We start from the raw sequence: 20,515 nt of genomic DNA, 5'->3' as shown, positions 1-20,515 counted from the left end.
ATTCCTCGTCAACTCTTCTCGTCAACCACGTCGTCGATCAGTCGCTGCGCACTGCTCGAAGCCGCAGGCTGTCGGCCAGGTCCGGCATCGAGCCCAGGGTGAGATGCCGGTACGGGACCCCGATCAGGTCATCGACCAACGCTCGGTCGCGGGCCACGATCACCAGTCCATGAGCGGAACCGGCGGTCTCCTCCACCAAGCTGGCCAGTGCCGCCCGATCATCGACGTCACGGAGGACGTCGGCATGATCGACGAAGATCACGGCCGGATCGGCCTGTTGGATGGCGGCGATCTCGGCCCGCAATCCACCGCGGGGCCCACGCCGGGTCTGGTGCGACGGCTCGATCCGGGTGCAATCGATCACCGCCGTACGACCGCGGGCCAAGGCACTCTGCTCCGGTAGCACCAGGCCGGCGACCTTGAGCCGCCCGGTCGCCAGCTTCATTCGGCCGGCCAGGGTCAGCAGCAGCGCGGTCTTCCCGCTGCCGGCCTGTCCGTCGATCACCACGACCTCGCCGGGTCGCAACGCCATCCCCAGCTCGCCGTCGGTGCCGGCTACCCGCAGTCCGTCGGCATAGACCACGTGATCATCGCCGGGCACCGGCCAGTCTCGCAGCGACAGCTGGTGGGCCAGGCCCTCCCCCTCCACGTCGAAGGACGGCAGACGCTTGTCGATCCAGGCCGGCAGCCACCAAGCCCGGTGACCCAGCAGCTTCATCACCGCCGGCACAAAGGTCATCCGGACGATGAACGCGTCGACGAACACGCCCACGGCCAGCCCGAACGAGATCGTCTTGATCGGACCTTCGCCCTCGGGCACGAAGGCGGCGAAGACCGCGAACATGATCACTGCGGCCGCGACGACCACGCGGACAGAGGCGTTGAAGCCGTCCTCGATCGTCTGCTTGGGCTCGACCAGTTCCTTCGAGCCGGCCCTGGCAACGGCATGCACATACTCCTCGCGCATCCGTGACACCAGGAACACCTCGTAGTCCATGGCCAAGCCGAAGAGGATGCCCATCAGCAGGATCGGCAAGAAGCTGATCACCGGGCCGGTCTGGTGCACGTTGAACACGGCCCCCAACGAGCCGTACTCGAAGACCATCGCCGTCGCCCCGAACGCCGCGAGCACGCTCAGCAGATAGCCGATGGTCGCCTTGATCGGCACCGCGATCGAGCGGAACACCATCATCAGCAAGATGATCGACAGCCCGACCACCAGTAGGCCGAAGGGCAGCAGCGCCTGACCGAGTCGGTCGGACACGTCAATGGCGACGGCGGTGAAGCCGGTGACATAGACCGGTACGTCGTACTTCTCGAGGAAGTGGTCATGCATGGACCGGATCCGCAGCACCAGATCCTTGGTCTCATCGGAGTCCGGCGCCCCCGTCGGGATCACCTGCACGATGCCGACCTCGGCGTTCTCATTAGGGGTCGACAGAGGCACGCTCGCGACGCCCGGCAGGTCCCGTAGCTCGTCGGCAATACCGTCCATCACGCCCAGCGGATCATCGGAGCCGACGATGGTGGCGCTGACGATCAGAGGTCCGTTGTAGCCGACGCCGAAATGCTCGTCGATCAGGTCATAGGTGACCCGGGCCGGCGTACCCGGATCGGCCATGCCATTGCTGGGCAGCGCGATCCGCAGGTCCTTGGCCGGGTACGCCATCGCGCCGAGCAACAAGATGACCAGGGCGACGGTGAGCAGCGGCACCTTCGTCACCGCCCGCACCCACAGCCGGCCCAGCGGCGTACGGGATTTCCTAGGTCGGTCCGGCTCCGTCCCGGACACCGCAGACTGCTCGGCTCCCTTGGGCTTCTTGTCCTTCTTGGGTTTCGGCCGCAGCCGCTCGCCGGCAAGACCCAGCAGCGCGGGCAACAAGGTCAAGGCGATGACCACCGCGATGCCGACGCCGGCAGCTGCTGCGACCCCCATCGTGGTGAGGAACGGAATCCCGGCCACGGCCAGACCCGACAGGGCGATCATCACGGTCAGGCCGGCGAAGACCACGGCCGAGCCGGCGGTCGCTACCGCCTCGGCCACCGACTCCTCTGGTTCCATCCCGGCGGCCAACTGATCACGGTGCCGCGAGGTGATGAACAGTGCGTAGTCGATGCCGACAGCCAGGCCCAACATCACCGCCAGCATCGGGGTGGTGGCCGAGACGATGGTGAGTCCGGTGACCGCGACGATCAGCAGCACGGTGATCATCACGCCCAGGACCGCGGTCAGCAAGGGCATCCCGGCGGCTCGCAGCGAACCGAGAGTCAGCCAGAGCACCACCAGCGCGATGATCACGCCGAGCGCTTCGACGATGGAGAAGCTGGGCGGGTTGTTGCCGTACGCCGCACCGCCCGGGGACACCTGCGAACCGGGGATGTCGGCCTCGATCGCCTTCGTGGCGTCGTCCAGTCCGTCGAACGTGGCATCGGCGACCGCGCCGTCCACCAGCTCCAGCTGGACGGTGATGATCGCCGCACGCTTGTCATCGGAGATGACGCCCTTCGCGTACTTGTCGAACGGCGACATCACCGAGTCGACGTGCTCGACCTTCTCGATCTCCTTGGCACCGGCTTCGATCTGCTTGCGTACTTCAGCGCTCCGGACGCTCTCACCTTCGGGCACCACGACGACGACCTGAGCGGTGGTGCCGCCGGCCTGCGGGAAGGTGCGATTCAACGAGTCGAGCGCCAGCTGGGACTCCGTGCCGGGCACGGAGAAGTTCTCGTCGAATTTGTCGCCGATGCCGGCCGCCGCGCCCACGGCGAGGAGGAACACCGCCAGCCAGAGCAGCAGCACGCGCTTGCGGTGCCGGTAGGCGGCGCGACCGAGCGCGTAAAGGTACGTGGACAGCGGTGACACCACCTCTCGGAGATCGAGCTGTTTCGGCACGAATCAAAATCTGATACAACTGTGTATCGGATACAGTACTGTATCCAGACGACCTCCAAGACCTCGAGAGCTGGATCACCGTGAGCAGCGACCTCGCCATCGGACCGCCCCTCACCGCGCGTCGGGCACAGACCCGCGAGCGGCTGCTGACCGCCGCCCGGACGGTCTTCGCCGAGCAAGGCGTAGAGGGGGCGAGCGTGGAGGAGATCTGCGAGGCGGCGGGCTTCACCCGGGGCGCCTTCTACTCCAACTTTTCCAGCCGCTCCGACCTGGTGCTCGCACTCATCCAGCAGGGCATCGACCTGCAGTTCGCTGCCGCCCAGAGCGCGATCGAGACCATGAAGGCGGCCGGTGATCTCGATCCGGAGGAGCTGATGGAGATCGCACTATCGGCGATGACCGGGTCCCGAGGCGCCCTGGCGACCGATCAACAGGACGTGATCACCGACCGGGCGCTGATGCTGCACGCCGCCCGGGATCCCGAGTTGCGTGCCGCGTACCTGAGCTTCGTCGACACCTGCAGCACCCAGATCGCCGGACTGATCACCGACGCACTCGACCATGCCCGGCTCGAGCTGACCGTGCCGCTCGCTGCCGCGGTCGAGCTGTTCGTGGCAACCCACACCCATCTGCAGACTCTGCGCTTGTTCGAGTCCCAACGCGCCGACCCCCGACTGCTCAGCACCCTGCTGTCGGCCATCAGCCGCCCCGCCCCATAGATCTGCTCGGGTTTGTCGGTCTCGCACTATCTGCAGATCGAGCAACGCCGACAAGATCGAGCAGATCCCCAGAGGGCAAGGGAGCGCGGAGCGAACAGCGAGTGACGACTACGCTGTCCGCATGCAGATCCTGGTCGTCGACGATGATCAAGCCGTACGCGACTCCTTGCAGCGCTCCCTGCAATACAACGGCTATGAGGTGACCACTGCCGAGGACGGCTTGCAGGCGATGGCGAAGCTGGCCGCCAACCGGCCCGACGCGGTGATCATGGATGTGATGATGCCCCGGCTGGACGGCTTGGAGGCGACTCGAATGCTGCGCGCGGCCGGCAACGACGTACCGATCCTGGTGCTCACCGCCCGCGACGCTGTCACTGATCGAGTCGACGGCCTGGACGCCGGCGGCGACGACTACATGGCCAAGCCGTTCGCGCTCGACGAACTGCTCGCCCGGTTGCGGGCCCTGGTCCGCCGGGCCGGCACCACCGCCGACTCCAACGACCCATCCACCCAGGCGCTCACCTTCTCCGACCTGGTCCTCAACACCCAGACCCGTGAGGTGCTGCGCGGCAGCCGGTCGATCAATCTGACCCGGACCGAGTTCGCACTGCTCGAAGCGTTCATGCACCACCCGCGCCGGGTGCTGGAGCGGTCCTGGCTGCTCAATGAGGTGTGGGGCTTCGACTTCCCCACCACCGCGAACTCGCTCGAGGTCTACATCGGCTATCTGCGCCGCAAGACCGAGGCCAACGGCGAGCCGCGCCTGTTGCACACCGTACGCGGAGTTGGCTACGTGCTCCGCGAGACACCCCCGTGATCCTGACCGCTCCTGACCGCTCGGACAGTGATGGACCGGTGGTGAGTTCGGCGTGACCTGGCCTCGACCCGGCGCCGTGCTGCGCTCGCTGTGGTCTCGGTTCCGGGAGGGATTGAGCCGGGCACCGCTGCAACGACGGGTGGCGCTGCTGACCAGCTTCGCCGTCGCCATCGCCGTCGCGGTCACTGGCATGGCCGGCTACTTCACCCTGCGGCTGGCTCTCTATCGCAGCCTCGACAGTGAGCTCACCTCGGTCGCCGCTGCAGTGTCCAGCCCAGTGGCACGCAGTATCGGCAATATCGGTGGCTTGACCGAGTTCACACTCGAAGCCGGCAACTTCAGCGTTGCGTTGGTCCGCGCGGACGGCGATGTCAAGTACGTCACCGGTGAGGAGGTGCACCTTCTCACCGGTGACAGGGAGCTCGTGGTGGCGCGGCTGCAGAACGGCATCTCGACCCGCTCGGGCACTGACACCGCCGGGCGACCGTATCGGATCGTCGCTGTGCCGCTCGCCGGACTGGACAACTACGCGCTCGTCCTCGGCCGCCCGCTCAACGTGACCAATGACATTCTCAGCTCCCTGTGGATCGTGCTGGTGCTGTTCGGGGTGACCGGGGTGATCCTGGCCGGCGCGGCCGGCACCGCGGTCGCGCGCTCCGGTCTGCGGCCCATCCGCCAGCTGACGGCGGCTGTCGAGCACGTGGCGCGGACCGACGATCTGACCCCGATCACCGTGACCGGCAGTGGCGATCTCGCCCGGCTGGCCGACACGTTCAACCGGATGCTGGCTACCCTCGGCTCCTCGCGGGAGCGGCAGCAGCGCCTGATCGCCGACGCCGGCCACGAGTTGCGTACCCCGTTGACCAGCCTCCGCACCAACATCGAACTGTTGTCGCTGGACTCGAAGTCCAACATGCTGTCCGAGGAGGATCGCACTCAGATCCTGTGGGACGTGACTGCGCAGCTGGCCGAGTTCACCTCGCTGATCAAGGACCTGGTGTCGCTGGCCCGCGACGACCTGGTCTCTGCGGCGCCGGAGCCGATCGACCTGCGCGACGTGGTCAATGCCGCCCTCGAGCGGGCGCGCCGCCGGGCTCCGAAGGGAGTGCAGTTCGACGCCGAGCTGAGTCCGCTGTATGTGATGGGCGAGTCCGACGACCTGGAGCGGGCGGTCACCAACCTGCTCGACAACGCGGTGAAATGGAGCCCACCGGGAGGTACGGTCCGGGTCTATCTCGAAGGCGACCAGCTCCGGGTGTCCGATCAAGGTCCTGGGATCGCCGACGTCGATCTGCCGTACATCTTCGATCGCTTCTACCGGGCCGACACCGCCCGCAACACGCCCGGCACCGGACTCGGCCTCTCCATCGTGGCCCAGACCGTGCAGCGCCACGGAGGTTGGATCAAGGCCGGCCGCTCGGCCCAGGGCGGCGCCGAGTTCACCGTCCAGCTGCCTGGCGCGACCACCATGGAAGACCTCGACAAGCTGCATCCGAACGGGTTCTGAACCGACAGCCGGTCCCATCCCGTTCGCGCCGCGGGCACGAACCATCCTTCCGATCCTGATCGGCGGGGACGCTTCCCAGGCTCTCCATCGCGCAGCCAGGGTCGGTGACGGCTGGCACGGGGTCTGGCACGAACCCCACGAGCTACCGCCGTACGTGGCTGCCACCCGCGGCCAAAGCGACCGCCCAGGCTTTGAGATCAGTCTTCGCATCGACTTCCGCCTCCAAACAATCACCCCAGCGAGGTCTGCTTCGCGCGGCTTGGTTGGGACGCGCCAGCAGATCGCTGAACGGCTCCGCGCCTACCGGGCGCAGGGAGTGGATGAGCTGATCTTGGACTTCATGGATCGCGACCACAACGACGTACCACCACTACCAGCGATGCTGTACCAACTGGAGCGCGCTTCCAGCGCGAGATCCTGCCGTCTATGGAGTGACGCACTCGGCCCAGGTGGAAACTCACCCATGATTCACTGCGCATGCTGGCGCTGAGCGGCCGAGCTATGAGCGGCCCTTGGTGGCGTACGGCGTGTGCGTCGGCAGGCTCATCCGCGGGCCACGGCGCGGCTTCCGCGGCCCCGCCAAGGTCAGCAGCAGCTGGACCCGATAGCGATGTCCGCGGTAAGGCTCGAGGATCTCCAGGCAGGCGGCGTCGTCCAGCGGCTCCCCCACCAGTGCGTACGTGATGTGCTTCGCCACGTGGTAGTCGTAGATGCTCCACGCGTCGGCGTCACCGTGGGCGCGCTGTCTGACCTCGGCTGAGGTCCAGCCGCCGATACCCGGCAGGCTGCGCAACGCGGTGCCTGCGGCTTGTCCGTCGAGTTCCAGGGATCGTTCCAAGGCTGTCGCGCGGCCGGCGGCACGGACCAGCGTCGCGCTCCGCCGCTGCTCGACGCCTGCGGCCAGGAACCTCCAACTCGGGATCTTGGCCCACACGTGGGCCGGCGGGGGCACCCGCATCCCGTATGCCGCCGACTCCGGATCGGTCGCCGGGCCAGGCGCAGGCTCGCCGAACTCGCGGACCAGCAGCCGGAACGCGCGAAACGCCTCCGTACCGGTGACCACCTGCTCCAGGCAGGCCGGGGCCAATGCCTCCCAGACGCGCTCGGAGCGGCCGACCCGCAGCCCGGCACCGATTCGGCGATGCGCCTGGACAAGAGCCTCGTGTTCGGGTCGGGGTTCGAAGCCGCTCGGGTCATCAGCGGCGCCAAGCAGCATCGGCAACTGATCCAATGCCCATTCCGCGCCCGGACCCCAAGCTCGTGCCGCGACCATTGCTCCGGCCGCCGCCAGCCGGAGCAGCACCGGGCCCTCCGGTGTCAGCGAGGCGCGCAGCCAGTGCCCCGGTCCGAGGCGGCGATGAGTCGGGTCTCCTGGTCCGCGATGGTGCGCCCGGATCAGGGGATCAAGCAGCACCGGCACGTCGCAGGTGATCTCCCGATCCAGCCCTCTCAACCGCTCCGCCTTCAACCGCTCCTCTTGGGATCCGGCCACGGATTGGCTCGGCACGCTCCCACACCCTTCGTCTGCTGCATCATCACCGGCGCCCGCTTCCCCTTTCCAGGACAGCCCACGTGACCGTGGCCGAGCCGATGCCCGACCTCGTGGTTCACCAGATACTGCCGGTAGCCACTGACATCCTTCCCGTACGCCTCAGCGCCGTGAGCCCAACGCCAACCGTTCAGCATCACCCGGCTGCCGGCCTGGCAGGACAGCCGCCCGAACGTCCGCAGCGGCCAGCAATAGCGATCGACCGTCCCCGGCGTCGCGAGATAGATGGTGAAGTCGGCCCGGTCCGAATCACTCACCAGCTCCAGCCGCCAGTCGCCACCGCCGGTCCAGCTGCGGGGGTCGCTCAGGGTCTCCTGGATCTGCCGAGCTATCTCGTCGGCATCGTACGGGAGGTTCTTCTCGACCTTGACGTCATATCGCAGCAACCGTGCACCCCGTTGACCCACCTTCGGTCCGTCGACCTCCGCCTGGACAAAGGTGCCGGGCCCACTGGCCGGGATCTTGACCTTGGCCGGCTGCTTGGTGACCTTCTTCTTGGCCGCCTTCCGGGGCGGGGCCGACGTCGTCGTCGGGACCGGATCAGCTGCGTCGCGGGAACCCGGTGACGGGCTCTCCGCCGTCGACCAGCTGCCGGATTGCTGCTGGGCAGTGCCCGCGGGCCCGGCCTGGGCCCCAGCCCCGGAGCCGCCACCGATGACCAGGGCGAGAGCCAGGGCCCCAGAACCGAGCACACCGGCGGTGATGGCGAGCCAGTGAGTCCGCACCGCGGGCCAGCCGGACCAGCCAGGAATCCGCGACGACTTGGACTGTCCTTGGTGGGCGGTAGATTGTGAGCCGCTCTGCGAGCCCGGACCACCCATCCGGCGGTGCGGCCAAGGAGTCACAGAGATCAACCCTAGGCGGAGAATGTCGCATTCACACTCAATCGACCCCACGACACGTCGACCTGGTTCGACGGGACAGCGTGGTCGCAGTGAGGCCGCTCGGCACCAGCAGGCCCTCCGCATCCTGATCGTCGTTCTCATTCCGCTGGGCATCTGGACGTTCGCCGGTCTGATCGCCCTGTGGCCCCAGGACACCAGCAGCTACATCAATCACGACGTGGCCGGCTACAGCGTCCCCGGCGTCAGCTATCCCGCTGCCGAAATCACCGCCATTCAGCCGGTCTCCTGCGAGGGCATGGCCGGCTCCACCCCCGGTGCCAACAACCAGACCTGTGCGACCATCACCGTACGCGTTCTCGAGGGGGACGACACCGGCAAGGAAGTCGCCGGCATTCCGCTCACCGATGCCCTCTACAACAGCGGCACCAAGGTCGGTCAGCGAGTGAAGCTGATTCGGATCCCACCTGCTGATGGGCAGCCGTCCCAGTTCCAGTTCTCCGATTTCGAGCGCCGGGTGCCGCTGGTCGTGATCACGCTGGCCTTCGCCGCGGCGGTGATCTTCGTCGCTCGCTGGCGTGGGTTCGCCGCTCTGCTGGGTCTCGGTTTCGCCGGGTTCATCCTGGTCAAGTTCATGTTCCCGGCCCTGGTCAGCGGTTCGAACCCGGTATTGGTCGGACTGATCGGCAGTTCGGCGATCATGTTCGTCGTCTTGTATGCGGCCCATGGCATCTCGGCACGAACATCGACGGCGCTGGTCGGCACCCTGTTCGGACTGGTGACGGCCGCACTGCTCGGCTGGGGTGCGACATCGTGGGCCCATCTCAGCGGGGTCACTTCGGAGGACGACTATGTGCTGGCCGCCTCGGCACCGCACATGTCGCTGACCTCGGTGGTGATCTGCGGCGTCATCGTGGCCGGCCTGGGCGTCCTGAACGACGTCACCATCACGCAGGCCTCGGCGGTGTGGGAACTGGCCGACAGCGATCCCGACCAGAAGCGGCTGTTCTCCAAGGCCATGCGTATCGGCCGGGATCACATCGCCTCGACTGTCTACACGATCGCCTTCGCCACCGCCGGCGCATCCCTGCCGGTCCTTCTGCTGATCGCGATCTACAACCGGCCCTTGTTCGAGGTCCTGCAGACCGAGTCCTTCGCCGCCGAGCTGATTCGCACCATGGTGGGCTCGATCGGCCTGATTCTGGCGGTGCCGCTGACCACCGCCGTCGGAGTTGCCGTGGTCCGAGCCTCCGGCAAGGCCAGGCTGCCCGGCTTCCGGCGGCGCCCGACGGCCGCACCGGCCGCCGCGACGTCCGGTGCCGCTCGGGCTGGAGCGGCCCAGATCGACAAGGCTGAAGCGGCCGATGCCACGGTGATCGAGGGCCCGCCGACAAAGGGGTCGATGGCAAAGGGGTCGGTGTCCGAGGGCTCCGCGGCCGAGGTCGACGACGAGTCCGGGAGCACCGCCGAGACCCAGACTGAGGCGACGGAGACAGCCGCGACCACGGAAACGTCGGCGGACCGGGTCGATGAGGCCACGTCTGCGGACGACTCGGCTGCGGACGACTCGGCTGCTGGTGCCCCGGAAGCAGCCGGCACCGAGGATGAGGCGACGGGCTCCGAAACCCCCGCCGCACCACCCAGGCAGACCCGGTTGCGCCGCCGTCGAAGGTCGGCTGACGACGATCTCGACTTCTCCGACCTGCGCGATCCGGACTGAAGTCGATGCTTGCGGTCCGCTACGCCGGCTACGGGATGGCGCCCGAGCTCGTCGAGATGCCGTCGCCGGTCTGTCCGGACGACGGCGTGCTGCTCGATGTGCTGGCCACCGGTGTCTGCCGCTCGGACTGGCATGCCTGGCGCGGTCACGACCCCGTGTCGCTGCCGCACGTGCCCGGCCACGAGATCGCAGGGGTTGTCAGCCAGATCGGCCGGGACGTGACCCGATTCGCCGTCGGCGACCTGGTCACCACTCCGTTCGTCAACGGGTGCGGCAGCTGCGAGTTCTGCCTGGGCGGGGACGCCCAGGTGTGCCCGCAGCAGACCCAGCCTGGCTTCACCCACCATGGCTCCTTCGCCGAACAGGTCGCGCTGTATGCCGCCGACACCAATCTCGTCCGGCTTCCCGAGGGCATGGACCCGGTCGTGGCGGCATCGCTCGGTTGCCGATTCGCCACCGCCTATCGCGCGGTGACTGCCCGGGGCCGGGTCGGCACCGGCGACCTGGTCGCCGTCTTCGGCTGCGGCGGTGTCGGGCTCTCGGCCATCCAGATCGCCATCGCACTGGGCGCGCAGGTCTTCGCCGTCGACGTCTCTGACCTGGCGCGACAACGGGCCGCCGACCTCGGAGCCGTCGCGCTGGCTCCCGATAGCGTGGTCGAGCGGATCACCGACCTGACCGGCGGTGGCGTACACGTCGCTATCGACGCCCTCGGCTCGGCCTCGACCGAGTTGGCGGCCGTACGCAGCTTGCGCCGCCGCGGCCGCTACGTCCAGGTCGGCCTCATGCTCGGGCCCGACGCCCGGGCCCCGCTGCCCTGGGATCTCGTGGTGGCGTACGAGCTGGAGGTCTATGGATCCCACGGCATGGCTGCCTGCGACTACCCGGCGATGCTGTCGATGGTCTCCTCCGGCATCCTGCGACCCGCCGAGTTGGTCGGCCGCGTGATCTCACTCGCCGAGGCTCCCGCCGCCTTGGTGGCGATGGACTCCCCCGCCTCCTCAACGGCCGGCATGACAGTCATCGACCTCACCCGGCACTGACGCCTTCCCTCCCCCGCCTGCGCCGCAGGATCCGCCAACCCAGGCTCGCGCTGCGCCCGCCCGTCATTCTGAATTCGCCCCCGCCCGTCATTCTGAATTCGCCCCCGCTCCTACTGCGCACCATTTCGTGTGGCCCATCTCCGACTCCGCACCAACTGCTGCTACTTCGCATCAGGCGTGCGTGGTGCGAAGTAGATCCAGCTGGTGCGAAGTGGGGTAGGGCTGCGACGGGGGTTCCCAACGCCCATTGACAGCACCCTGTCACATCGGCTAGTTTGACAGCATCCTGTCAAACTACCCAACGGAGCACGACATGACACAGGCAGTGGTCTTCTACGCGACGGACACGATGGCTGATTGGGAGTACGGGTATGCGCTCGCCGGGTTCGCCATGGCAGAGCAGCAGTTGCCTGGGCGGTTCCGCGTTGTGGTGGCCAGCGAGAACGGTCAGCCGGTCACCAGCATGGGCGGTCTGCAGGTGGCGCCAGCAGCCGCCCTCACCGATCTCGATCCGGACGAGGTCGCAGCCCTGATCCTGCCCGGCGCCGAAACCTGGGCCGAGGGGCACGATGCGGCACTGGGCCTGGCCCGACAGCTGCGCGCCGAGGCAAAGGTGGTGGCCGCGATCTGCGGTGCGACCTATGGCCTGGCCAGAGCTGGTTTGCTGAACGACCAGCCGCACACCAGCAATGCCGCTGAGTACGTTGCCGCGGCACCCGGCTACACCGGCGGCGAGCTCTATCGCGAAGCCCGAACGATCAGCGACGGCGGCCTGATCACCGCGCCGGCCACCGCACCGGTCGACTTCGCCAAGGCGATCTTCGAAGCACTGCAGGTGTTCCCGCAGCCGGTGGTCGATGCCTGGTACGGCCTCTACACGACCGGAGAGCGACGGTTCTACGACGCCTTGGTCGGCGCGTGAGCGAGCCGGCCGGCCAGCATCCGAGTCGGCGCACGAGCCAGCCGGAGTCATTCCCACCCCGAACAACCGCCGGTGATGCCCTGACCGAGTTGGTATTGCCGGTCTTCGAACTGAACGGCGAGTTCCTGGCTGCGGCTAAGGACATCAGCAAACCGGCCGGTCTGACTCCGGCCTGGTGGCAGGTGCTGGGCGCGACCCTCGACGAACCGCTGGCCGTCGCCGAGATCGCGCGCCGAGTGGGTCTTGGACTGGCTCGGCAGAGCGTGCAACGCACCGCCGACCTGCTGGTCGACAAGGGCTGGGCCGCCTATCGCGACAATCCCCAGCACCGGCGGGCCAAGCTCCTCGAGCCGACGCCAACCGGCCGTGACACGCTGCTACGACTCCGGAACGCTCAGCATGTCTGGGCCAACACGGTCGGCACCGAGGTGGGAGCGGACGAGCTGAAAGCCGCTCTCGGCACGATCCGGCGCATCATCGACGCGTCCCGCCGAGCCCGACAGACATTGGACACCAGCGGCGCACCCAGCTCAGCCAACAATGGATAGTTTCGTCTCCAATGTCGGTGACGAAACTATCCATAACTCGAAGGCGGCGCTTCTGGGTGTCGCTACAGCGGCTTGAGCAGCGGGAACAGGATGGTCTCTCGAATCCCGGCATTGGTGAACAGCATCACCAGCCGGTCGATGCCCATCCCCAGCCCACCCATCGGGGGTGCGCCGAACTCCAGCGCGGCGAGGAAGTCCTCGTCCAACTGCATGGCCTCCTCATCGCCGGCAGCAGCCGCCAACGACTGAGCCGTCAGTCGGTCCCGCTGGATCACCGGGTCGATCAGCTCGGAGAAGCCGGTGCCGATCTCCTCACCGCCGATGATCAGATCCCACGCCTCGATCAGGTCCGGATCGCTGCGGTGCGGCCGAGCCAACGGCTGCGCCGACGGCGGGTAGTCGTAGACGAACGTCGGCTGGATCAGGTCCGGCTCCACCAGTTCGCCGAAGAGTTCCATCACGAGCTTCTCGGCACCCCAGGCGGGATCGACCTCGACCTCATGTCGCTTCGCCAGCGCCCGCAGCGTCTCGATCGAGGTCCGCGGGGTGATCTCCTCCTCGACCCGCGCCGACAGACCGGGGTAGACCGGCAGCCAGGCCCACTCCCCGTCCAGGTCGATGACCCCTGCCGGCGTCGAGATCTGCCGCGAGCCAAGCGCGTCAGCAGCGTCGGTGATGATCTGCTGGATCAACGCCGCGATGGTTCGCTGGTCCCCCCAGGCCTGATAGACCTCCAGCATCGTGAACTCGGGGCTGTGCGTGGAGTCGATGCCCTCGTTCCGGAAGATCCGGCCGAGCTCATAGACCCGCTCGACCCCGCCGACGACCGCGCGCTTGAGGAACAGCTCCAGCGCGATCCGCAGCGTCATATCGGTGTCGAAGGCGTTCAGATGGGTGTGGAACGGTCGCGCCTGCGCCCCACCGTGCACCAGCTGCAGCACCGGGGTCTCGATCTCGACGTAGTCGTCGCGGTGCAGGGTCTCCCGGATCGAGCGAGTGATCGCCGCCCGGGTCCGCACCATGTCCCGTGCCGCTTCCCGCACCACCAGATCGGCATAGCGCTGGCGTACCCGGGTCTCGTCGGACAGCTCGTTGTGCAGGGTCGGCAACGGTCGCAATGCCTTGGACGCCAGCACCCAGTCCGACGCCAGCACCGACAGCTCGCCCCGGCGCGAGGAGATCACCCGGCCGGTCACCGACACGAAGTCGCCGAGGTCGACCTCGGCCTTCCAATCGGCCAACGACTCGGCCCCGACCTCGGCGAGCGACAGCATCACCTGCAGCCGGGTGCCGGAATCCGACTGCGACAACCCTTCCTGCAGGGTGGCGAAGCAGAGCTTGCCGGTGTTGCGGATGAACACCACCCGCCCGGCCACGGACACGACGTCGGAGGTCTCCTCGCCGGTCTCCAGGTGTGCCCACTGCTCCCGTACGGCACGCAGGGCATGCGTCCTGGGCACCGATACCGGGTAGGGCTCCCGGCCCGCAGCCAGCAGGCCGGCGCGCTTCTCCCGGCGTACCCGGATCTGCTCGGGAACGTCTACTACCGCAGGAGGCTGGTTGGGCACCGGGCAAGGGTAGTGGACGCGGGCGCCCACCACCGGTGGGCTTTACGTCGCGGTAACAACGGGCCCAGTACTCTCAGCCCCATGGAGGACGTCCTCGCGAGCTATCAGCCCGGCATCGCGTTCGACGAGATGATCGATGCGGACGGGGCAGTCCGCGCGGCGTACTCGACCGTGTACGAGACGCTTCGCCGGTCCAGCGCCGACGAGCTACGGTCTATCGCCGAATCGCTGGCCAACAACTACACCCAGGCCGGCGTCACGTTCGATGTCGGCGGGGTCGAGCGACCCTTCCCGCTGGACGTGGTGCCGCGGGTCATCCCCGCCGACGACTGGGAGATCATCGACTCCGGCGTCGCCCAGCGGATCCGCGCCCTGGAGGCGTTCCTGGCCGACGTCTACGCCGACGGCCGGGTGATGACCGACGGGGTGATCCCGCGGCAGCTGATCACCTCCTCCAGCCATTACCACCGCGCCGTGTGGGGCATCCAGCCGCCCAACGGGGTCCGCGTGCATGTCGGCGGCATCGACCTGATCCGCACCCCGGACGGCGACGTCCGGGTGCTGGAGGACAACGTCCGGGTGCCGAGCGGCGTCTCGTACGTGATGACCAACCGCAGCGCGATGGTGACCGCCATGCCCGAGGCCTTCGGGACCCAGCGGATCCGCCCGGTGGCCGGCTATCCGCAGCGGCTGCTGGCGGCGCTGCGCAAGGCCGCCCCGTACGGGATCGACGATCCCACGGTCGTGGTGCTGACCCCCGGCGTCTACAACTCCGCCTACTTCGAGCACACCCTGCTGGCCCGCACCATGGGTGTCGAGCTGGTCGAGGGGCGCGACCTGGAGTGTCAGCGGGGCCGGGTCTACATGCGCACCACCGCCGGACTGCGGCGCGTCGACGTCATCTACCGGCGGATCGACGACGACTTCATCGACCCGGTGCACTTCCGCTCCGACTCGATGCTGGGTGTCACCGGTCTGCTGAACGCCGTCCGCAGTGGTGGCGTCACGCTCGCCAACGCGATCGGCAACGGGGTGGCCGATGACAAGCTGATCTACACCTACGTGCCGGATCTGATCCGCTACTACCTCAACGAGGAGCCGATCATCCGCAACGTCGACACCTGGCGGCTGGAGGAGGACGACGCCCGCGAGGAGGTGATGGACCGGCTCGACGAGCTGGTCGTCAAGCCCGTCGACGGCTCCGGCGGCAAGGGGATCGTGATCGGCCCGCACGCGAGTGCGGAGGAGCTGGCCGCCCTGCGCCGCCGGGTCACCGACGATCCGCGGGGCTGGATCGCCCAGCCGTTGGTCCAGCTGTCCACCGTGCCGACCCTGATCGGATCCGGGCTGGAGCCGCGGCACGTGGACCTGCGGCCGTTCGCGGTGAACAGCGGTGACGACATCTGGGTGCTGCCGGGCGGTCTCACCCGGGTAGCGCTGCCCAAGGGCGAGCTGGTGGTCAACAGCAGCCAGGGCGGCGGCAGCAAGGACACCTGGGTGCTCAGCCAACCGCTCCGGCTGCACCTCCCCGAAGCCCCCGCTGAGGATGACGACGACACCGAGACCGAGACGGAGGTCGACACCACTCCGTCGCTGGCTCCGCCACCGCAGCAGGCACCGGCCGAGCCGCCGGGCAAGGAGCCGTCGCTGCGCCAGCAGACCGAACAACAGCAGCAGGCTCGTCGGCAGCTCGAGGCGAATCCGCCGGCCGGTGGACGAGGAGCGCGTCCATGCTGAGCCGGATCGCGGAATCGCTGTTCTGGATCGGCCGGTACGTCGAGCGCGCCGATCACACCGCCCGGATGGTGCAGACCCAGCTCCGGGTTATCGCCGAGGACACCTCACGACACGAGGCCGAGTCGTGCCGCAGCCTGCTGGCGCTGATGAGTGTCGGCATCTCCCCTGACCAACCCGAGCCCACCGTGGCCGAGCTGCTACGGCGGCTGTGCTGGGACGCCCGGGAGCCGACCTCGATCTTCCATTCCTGGGCCGCCGCCCGCGACAACGCCCGGCGGGCTCGGGAGGTGATTCCGCTCGAGGTCTGGGAGTCCATCAACACCACCTGGCAGAAACTGCCGACCCGTCAGTTCAACATCGTCCGGGCGTACTCGTTCCTGGACTGGGCGCGAGATCGCAGCGCTCTGGTCAACGGTCTGGCCCGCAGCACGATGGTCCGCGACGACGGTTGGCAGTTCTTCCTGCTGGGCCGCTGTCTGGAGCAGATCGACATGACCTCACGGATGGTGGCCTCGGCCTCACCGACCACCGGCAGCGCCAACTGGCCATCCGTGCTGCGTGGCATGGGCGGCTACGACGCCTTCCTGCGGACCTACAAGGGGCTCTACACCGATGCCGAAGCGGCCGAGTTCCTGCTGGTGGACTCACGCTTCCCTCGATCGGTGATGCACGGCCTGGTCGCCGCCCAGGAATGCCTGGCAAAGGTGACGGTCGCCAATCCGTCCGGCGCGGAGAAGTCGGCGGAAGCGGCTCGACTGCTGGGCCGGCTGCGGGCTCGGCTGGAGTACACCCCGATCCAGGAGATCTTGAGCGGGCTGGACGATGAGATGACCGCTGTCCAAGGGGTCAGCACGGCCGTCGCCGGAGTGATCGACAAGACGTTCTTCGCCGCCGCAGACCAGACCGACTGGATTCGGGAGGGGACCCGCTGATGCGTCTCAACATCCTGCACACCACTGGTTTCCGGTATGCCTCCCCGGTCCGCGCCTCCTACAACGAGGCGCGGATGACGCCGTGTGTGAGCGACTCGCAGACGGTCTGGAGCAGCCGATTGAGCATCGAGCCTGCTGCCTGGAGTATCGGCTACACCGACTACTGGGGTACGGCGGTGACCACCTTCGAGGTGCACGAACGGCATTCGCGGCTCACCGTGCGATCGCAGGCGGTGGTCGAGACGCGCAACGTCGGGCTGCCCTGGGACACCGAACGCCGGGTGCCGACCGGCGACCTCGGCTGGGCCGCACTGCGGGACCGCGGGGTGACCTACTCGATGTCGGAACTGCTCACCGTGAACGATCGAACCCAGCCGGCCGACGAGCTGTTCGAGCTTGCCCAGGACGCGGCCTCCGGTCAGCCGCCGCGGTTGGCCGGGCTCGATGTCTGCCGGCTGGTCTCCGACCGACTCAGCTACCGGCGCGGGTCCACCGAGGTGAACAGCACCGCACGGGACGCCTGGCAGGTCGGTGCCGGCGTCTGCCAGGACTACAGCCACGTCGCGCTTGGTGCGCTGCGCTCGGTCGGGCTGCCGGCCCGGTACGTGTCCGGTTACCTGTTCCCGGTGGACGGTGCGGCTCCGGGCACCACGGTGGAGGGCGAGTCCCATTCCTGGGTCGAGTGGTGGTGCGGCAGCTGGGTCGGCTTCGACCCGACCCACAGCCAACGGCTGTCGGACCGCTACGTACGGGTCGGGCACGGCCGCGACTACGGGGATGTCGCGCCGCTGCGTGGCACCTATTCCGGTGGAGCGTCGGAGATGTTCGTGACGGTGGAGATGACCCAGCTGGGCTGACGCTTTGCTTGAGTATCTTGCTCTCATGACCAACTACGGGCAGCAGCCGCCGAATCCGTACCAGCAGAATCCCTACGGTCAGCAGCCTGGCCCGTATCCGCCGGGTCAGCAGTCCCAAGGGCAGCCACCCCAGGGACCGTACGGTCAGCCGGTGCAGTACGGGCAGCGGCCCCAGTACGGCCAGCAGCCGCCGCCCAATCCGTACCAGCAGCCCAACCCGTACGCCGGGCGTGACGTCCGCCAGCCGCCGCCTCAGCAGCCGGGTCCACCGCCACCTCCGGGTCAGCAGCCGGACACCCAGCAGGGGCCGTGGGTGGCGCAGACCCCGTCGCGTCCGACGGTGGTGCCCCGGGCGGTCCCGGTGGTGACGCTGGAATCGCTGCCCGGGCGGGAGATCGCCGAGATCGTCGGTGACGTGGTCGGCGTCGTCGCCCGCGGGCGCGACCTGCCGCCAGAGCTACGCGGCGGCGGGATGGAAGCCGGGTACGTGAGCATGCTCACCCGATCCCGGCAGGAAGCCGTCGCCCGAGCCGTGGAGATGGCCGAGTCCGCCGGAGCCGACGCGATCGTGGGTCTGCGCTATGACTGCAGCGAGATCACCCAGAACCTGAGCGAAGTGGTCGCCTATGGCACCGCGGTCAAGCTGGTCCCGCTGGCTGTCCCGGACACTGCCCAGGCCACCTCCGCCGACAGCCCTGCCCACCAGGCCAGCGCGGGTCAGAAAACCAGCGCCGACCACGCGGTGAGCACGGCGTCCGGTGCCGAGTCCGAGCCCACCATCTCGACACCGCGGACGGAATGGCCACCGCCTACTCAGCCCGGCTGACTGCTCAGCCCCAACTGACTACCCGGGGCCAACTGAGAACCCTGTTGACTGCCCAGTTGATCATCGGGTGACAATGGCGCATGACCGCCGACAACACATCCCCTGAGACAGCGACGACGGAGGACGAGACCAAGCGGAAGTTCCGGGAGGCCCTGGACGCCAAGAAGGGGCGTAAGGGTGAGGATCATCTCGACGCCGGCAAGTCCTCCGCGCACCCGCACGGCCCGGTCGACGCCAAGCGGGTCTTCCGGCGCAAGAGCGGATAGGCCCGCCCGCGAGGTTCCCGCCGGTGTGATCTGGCCCACGACCGACACCAGCATTCGGAGACGACCCTGACGACGCACCATCATCCAGGGTCGCGAGCTGTTGTCTCCTGGTAGCGTGTCACGGCCCCCGTGGGGGCAGGACGTGAGGCCCAGAGACCATGCCGGCGACCACGGGAGGTTGCGGATGACAACGCAAGCACGTGCACTGCAGACGCGACGCGCGATCGTCCGGGCCGCCGCGGATGTCTTCGTGAAGCACGGCTACTCCGGCGCGAGTCTGTCCGAGATCGCTCACCAAGCCGGGGTCACCAAGGGTGCGCTCTACTTTCACTTCCCGTCCAAGACGGCGCTCGCTTCCGCGATGGTCCTCACCCAGAACGAAGCCAACGAAGCATTGGAGGAGTACGCCCGCACGTATTCGGGCAACTACCTCGACCTCCTGGTCAGCATGACCCGCGAACTGGCCGCTCGGCTGTTGAACGATCCCACCCTGCGAGCCGCGATGCGTCTCGCTGTCGAACGTGGCGAGACCGAAGACGCCACCCTGGCCGGGACCTACGAGACCTGGGAACGGGTGGTCGGCAACGTGGCCCAGACCGCCAAGGATCGTGGCGAGCTGGCCGAGCACGTGGACCCCGCTCGGCTGGCCCGGTTCCTGGTCGGTGCCTTCACCGGACTGCAGACGGTGTCGCTGGTCTCGTCGGGCCTGGGCGACCTCGAGGAGCGAGTCGAGGACATGTGGACCCTGCTCCGTCCTGCCCTGGAAGCGGGAGTGCGCCCCGAATCGAGTAGCGGTCCCAGCTCGACGGAATCCGCGGCCGACCAGGCCACCTCGCACTGACACCGGGCGACCCGCCGGTCAGCTCGGTCAGGCAAGCACCTCATCTGGACACCGCGCGGTCGCGACCGTGCTGCCGCCCTGGTGGAAATCGATCGCCGTGTAGCCGACTTCCCTCCGGGCACTGACCGTCAGGTCGCCATCGAGCTCGGCAAGTGTGCTGAACTGCAGCTCGACGCCACGATCCTCGGTCCAGTCCACGCCGCGCAGAGCGGCGTGCGTGCGCAGCGCAGCCAGGGCGAAGTGCATCCCCGGGACGTGGTCGAGTGGATGGTCGAAGATCAACCGGTCGGAGGTGTCCCAGTCCGTGCGTGCCGTCAGCCGACTGTCGGTGACGACGACATCGGACAGCGGCTGTGGCGGGCGCCCGGCGGGCTCCGACATGGCGGCGTCCCGACGCATCCGTGCGTACACGGCGTGCGGGATGCAGGTCATGTCACCGTGCCCGTACGCGAGCGGGGTCGTCTCGTCGCAGATCTCGGCGTCGAACGTCAGCCGGTGCAGACGCCCGCGGCGGTAGACGACGTCGGTCACCACGATGGAGCACCACACCCGCACGGGCGGGTGTTCCGGCGGCCGGCGCCACTGCAGTCTGATCGCATTGGCGAGCATGGTCACCCCCACCGCCGCCGAACCGCAGACGTGAGCCAGGGCCAGGCCGGCCTGCCGAAGGGCCTCCAGAGTCAGCAACGTCGGCGACTGCGCTGCCGCAGACGTCAGGAGGCATCCCTCGATGCGCGGTGAGAGCTCGACCGTGCACCGGTCGCCCAGAGCCAGGAGTTCGCCCCTCTCGGGTGCGTCGACCCAGGTGACCATGACGTTCTCGTCGTGCAGTTTGTGCGTGACTTCCCGCCAGCTGGCGGTGCTGCGGTCGGTGCAATTCAGCGGCATGACTGGCGTCTCCTGAGACAAGTTATTGGTCTGCTGGACA

Annotated in this window: 18 protein-coding genes; 13 read left to right on the top strand and 5 right to left on the bottom strand. The window is 68.0% G+C overall.

Going from position 1 to position 20,515, the window contains the following annotated elements; all coding sequences use genetic code 11:
• Window positions 1–37 precede the first annotated feature (37 nt).
• Window positions 38–2,893 carry an MMPL family transporter gene (locus MLP_RS01350; RefSeq protein ID WP_156820985.1) on the bottom strand — a complete coding sequence of 952 codons (2,856 nt, stop codon included), beginning with the start codon at window positions 2,891–2,893 and terminating at the stop codon, window positions 38–40.
• Window positions 2,894–2,973: 80 nt separating this feature from the next.
• On the opposite strand from MLP_RS01350, the gene MLP_RS25910 reads away from it, so the two are divergent.
• From MLP_RS25910 to MLP_RS01335, 3 genes are all read left to right on the top strand, one after another.
• Entirely contained in the window at window positions 2,974–3,612 is a 639-nt protein-coding gene (locus MLP_RS25910) for a TetR/AcrR family transcriptional regulator (protein ID WP_013861189.1), read from the top strand.
• A 121-nt stretch (window positions 3,613–3,733) separates the two neighbouring features.
• The gene (locus MLP_RS01340; RefSeq protein ID WP_013861188.1) at window positions 3,734–4,429 is read left to right on the top strand and encodes a response regulator transcription factor; all 696 of its coding nucleotides are present in this window, start codon (window positions 3,734–3,736) and stop codon (window positions 4,427–4,429) included.
• A gap of 76 nt (window positions 4,430–4,505) precedes the next feature.
• Window positions 4,506–5,936 carry a sensor histidine kinase gene (locus MLP_RS01335; protein WP_049804695.1) on the top strand — a complete coding sequence of 477 codons (1,431 nt, stop codon included), beginning with the start codon at window positions 4,506–4,508 and terminating at the stop codon, window positions 5,934–5,936.
• A 499-nt stretch (window positions 5,937–6,435) separates the two neighbouring features.
• Here MLP_RS01335 and MLP_RS01330 read toward each other — a convergent pair whose 3' ends face one another.
• Together MLP_RS01330 and MLP_RS01325 are read right to left on the bottom strand one after the other, a co-directional pair.
• A complete protein-coding gene (locus MLP_RS01330; RefSeq protein WP_231851404.1) occupies window positions 6,436–7,443 on the bottom strand; it encodes a DNA-3-methyladenine glycosylase family protein in 1,008 nt (335 codons plus the stop codon).
• Window positions 7,401–8,210 (bottom strand): DUF3152 domain-containing protein, encoded by an 810-nt coding sequence (locus MLP_RS01325; protein WP_013861184.1) that lies wholly within the window; start codon window positions 8,208–8,210, stop codon window positions 7,401–7,403. Before MLP_RS01325 ends, MLP_RS01330 begins: the two co-directional genes overlap by 43 nt.
• A 142-nt stretch (window positions 8,211–8,352) precedes the next feature.
• Here MLP_RS01325 and MLP_RS01320 point away from each other — a divergent pair, with 142 nt between their 5' ends.
• From MLP_RS01320 to MLP_RS01305, 4 genes are all read left to right on the top strand, one after another.
• Window positions 8,353–10,047: a YibE/F family protein gene (locus MLP_RS01320; RefSeq protein WP_013861183.1), complete on the top strand. Its 1,695-nt coding sequence runs from the start codon at window positions 8,353–8,355 to the stop codon at window positions 10,045–10,047.
• 5 nt (window positions 10,048–10,052) lie between these two features.
• Window positions 10,053–11,090 (top strand): zinc-dependent alcohol dehydrogenase family protein, encoded by a 1,038-nt coding sequence (locus MLP_RS01315; RefSeq protein WP_013861182.1) that lies wholly within the window; start codon window positions 10,053–10,055, stop codon window positions 11,088–11,090.
• Window positions 11,091–11,403: 313 nt separating this feature from the next.
• The gene (locus tag MLP_RS01310) at window positions 11,404–12,012 is read left to right on the top strand and encodes a DJ-1/PfpI family protein (RefSeq protein WP_013861181.1); all 609 of its coding nucleotides are present in this window, start codon (window positions 11,404–11,406) and stop codon (window positions 12,010–12,012) included.
• Complete coding sequence (locus tag MLP_RS01305) at window positions 12,009–12,560, top strand: MarR family winged helix-turn-helix transcriptional regulator (RefSeq protein ID WP_013861180.1); 552 nt, start codon at window positions 12,009–12,011, stop codon at window positions 12,558–12,560. Before MLP_RS01310 ends, MLP_RS01305 begins: the two co-directional genes overlap by 4 nt.
• A gap of 62 nt (window positions 12,561–12,622) precedes the next feature.
• On the opposite strand, the gene lysS is transcribed toward MLP_RS01305, so the two are convergent.
• Window positions 12,623–14,086 carry a lysine--tRNA ligase gene (gene lysS / locus MLP_RS01300; protein ID WP_197536552.1) on the bottom strand — a complete coding sequence of 488 codons (1,464 nt, stop codon included), beginning with the start codon at window positions 14,084–14,086 and terminating at the stop codon, window positions 12,623–12,625.
• Between the two features lie 123 nt (window positions 14,087–14,209).
• On the opposite strand from lysS, the gene MLP_RS01295 reads away from it, so the two are divergent.
• From MLP_RS01295 to MLP_RS01270, 6 genes are all read left to right on the top strand, one after another.
• Window positions 14,210–15,865, top strand: coding sequence for a circularly permuted type 2 ATP-grasp protein (locus tag MLP_RS01295; RefSeq protein WP_013861178.1), 1,656 nt, complete (start codon window positions 14,210–14,212; stop codon window positions 15,863–15,865).
• Complete coding sequence (locus MLP_RS01290) at window positions 15,859–16,797, top strand: alpha-E domain-containing protein (RefSeq protein WP_013861177.1); 939 nt, start codon at window positions 15,859–15,861, stop codon at window positions 16,795–16,797. The genes MLP_RS01295 and MLP_RS01290 overlap by 7 nt, the downstream gene beginning before the upstream one ends.
• Window positions 16,797–17,654: a transglutaminase family protein gene (locus tag MLP_RS01285; RefSeq protein WP_013861176.1), complete on the top strand. Its 858-nt coding sequence runs from the start codon at window positions 16,797–16,799 to the stop codon at window positions 17,652–17,654. Before MLP_RS01290 ends, MLP_RS01285 begins: the two co-directional genes overlap by 1 nt.
• A 25-nt stretch (window positions 17,655–17,679) precedes the next feature.
• Window positions 17,680–18,480, top strand: coding sequence for a heavy metal-binding domain-containing protein (locus MLP_RS25905; protein WP_013861175.1), 801 nt, complete (start codon window positions 17,680–17,682; stop codon window positions 18,478–18,480).
• An 80-nt stretch (window positions 18,481–18,560) separates the two neighbouring features.
• Window positions 18,561–18,746 carry a DUF5302 domain-containing protein gene (locus MLP_RS01275; protein WP_013861174.1) on the top strand — a complete coding sequence of 62 codons (186 nt, stop codon included), beginning with the start codon at window positions 18,561–18,563 and terminating at the stop codon, window positions 18,744–18,746.
• 184 nt (window positions 18,747–18,930) lie between these two features.
• On the top strand, window positions 18,931–19,587 hold the full coding sequence (locus MLP_RS01270) for a ScbR family autoregulator-binding transcription factor (protein ID WP_013861173.1): 657 nt from the start codon (window positions 18,931–18,933) through the stop codon (window positions 19,585–19,587).
• A 27-nt stretch (window positions 19,588–19,614) separates the two neighbouring features.
• Here MLP_RS01270 and MLP_RS01265 read toward each other — a convergent pair whose 3' ends face one another.
• Window positions 19,615–20,475, bottom strand: a complete 861-nt coding sequence (locus MLP_RS01265; RefSeq protein WP_013861172.1) for an AfsA-related hotdog domain-containing protein — start codon at window positions 20,473–20,475, stop codon at window positions 19,615–19,617.
• Between the last annotated feature and the right edge of the window lie 40 nt (window positions 20,476–20,515).

Source organism: Microlunatus phosphovorus NM-1, from assembly GCF_000270245.1.
Classification (GTDB): Bacteria; Actinomycetota; Actinomycetes; order Propionibacteriales; family Propionibacteriaceae; genus Microlunatus; species Microlunatus phosphovorus.
The sequence above is the reverse complement of the archived record's forward strand: the minus strand, read 5'-3'. Positions and strand labels throughout refer to the sequence as shown.

Excerpts from the sequence above, each read along its gene's own strand:
- MLP_RS01315 (WP_013861182.1), top strand. The coding sequence starts at position 10,053 with ATGCTTGCGGTCCGCTACGCCGGCTACGGGATGGCGCCCGAGCTCGTC.
- MLP_RS25905 (WP_013861175.1), top strand. The coding sequence starts at position 17,680 with ATGACCAACTACGGGCAGCAGCCGCCGAATCCGTACCAGCAGAATCCC.
- MLP_RS01295 (WP_013861178.1), top strand. The coding sequence starts at position 14,210 with ATGGAGGACGTCCTCGCGAGCTATCAGCCCGGCATCGCGTTCGACGAG.
- MLP_RS01275 (WP_013861174.1), top strand. The coding sequence starts at position 18,561 with ATGACCGCCGACAACACATCCCCTGAGACAGCGACGACGGAGGACGAG.
- MLP_RS01290 (WP_013861177.1), top strand. The coding sequence starts at position 15,859 with ATGCTGAGCCGGATCGCGGAATCGCTGTTCTGGATCGGCCGGTACGTC.
- MLP_RS01310 (WP_013861181.1), top strand. The coding sequence starts at position 11,404 with ATGACACAGGCAGTGGTCTTCTACGCGACGGACACGATGGCTGATTGG.
- MLP_RS01265 (WP_013861172.1), bottom strand. The coding sequence starts at position 20,475 with ATGCCGCTGAATTGCACCGACCGCAGCACCGCCAGCTGGCGGGAAGTC.
- MLP_RS01270 (WP_013861173.1), top strand. The coding sequence starts at position 18,931 with ATGACAACGCAAGCACGTGCACTGCAGACGCGACGCGCGATCGTCCGG.
- MLP_RS01285 (WP_013861176.1), top strand. The coding sequence starts at position 16,797 with ATGCGTCTCAACATCCTGCACACCACTGGTTTCCGGTATGCCTCCCCG.
- MLP_RS01340 (WP_013861188.1), top strand. The coding sequence starts at position 3,734 with ATGCAGATCCTGGTCGTCGACGATGATCAAGCCGTACGCGACTCCTTG.
- MLP_RS01320 (WP_013861183.1), top strand. The coding sequence starts at position 8,353 with ATGTCGCATTCACACTCAATCGACCCCACGACACGTCGACCTGGTTCG.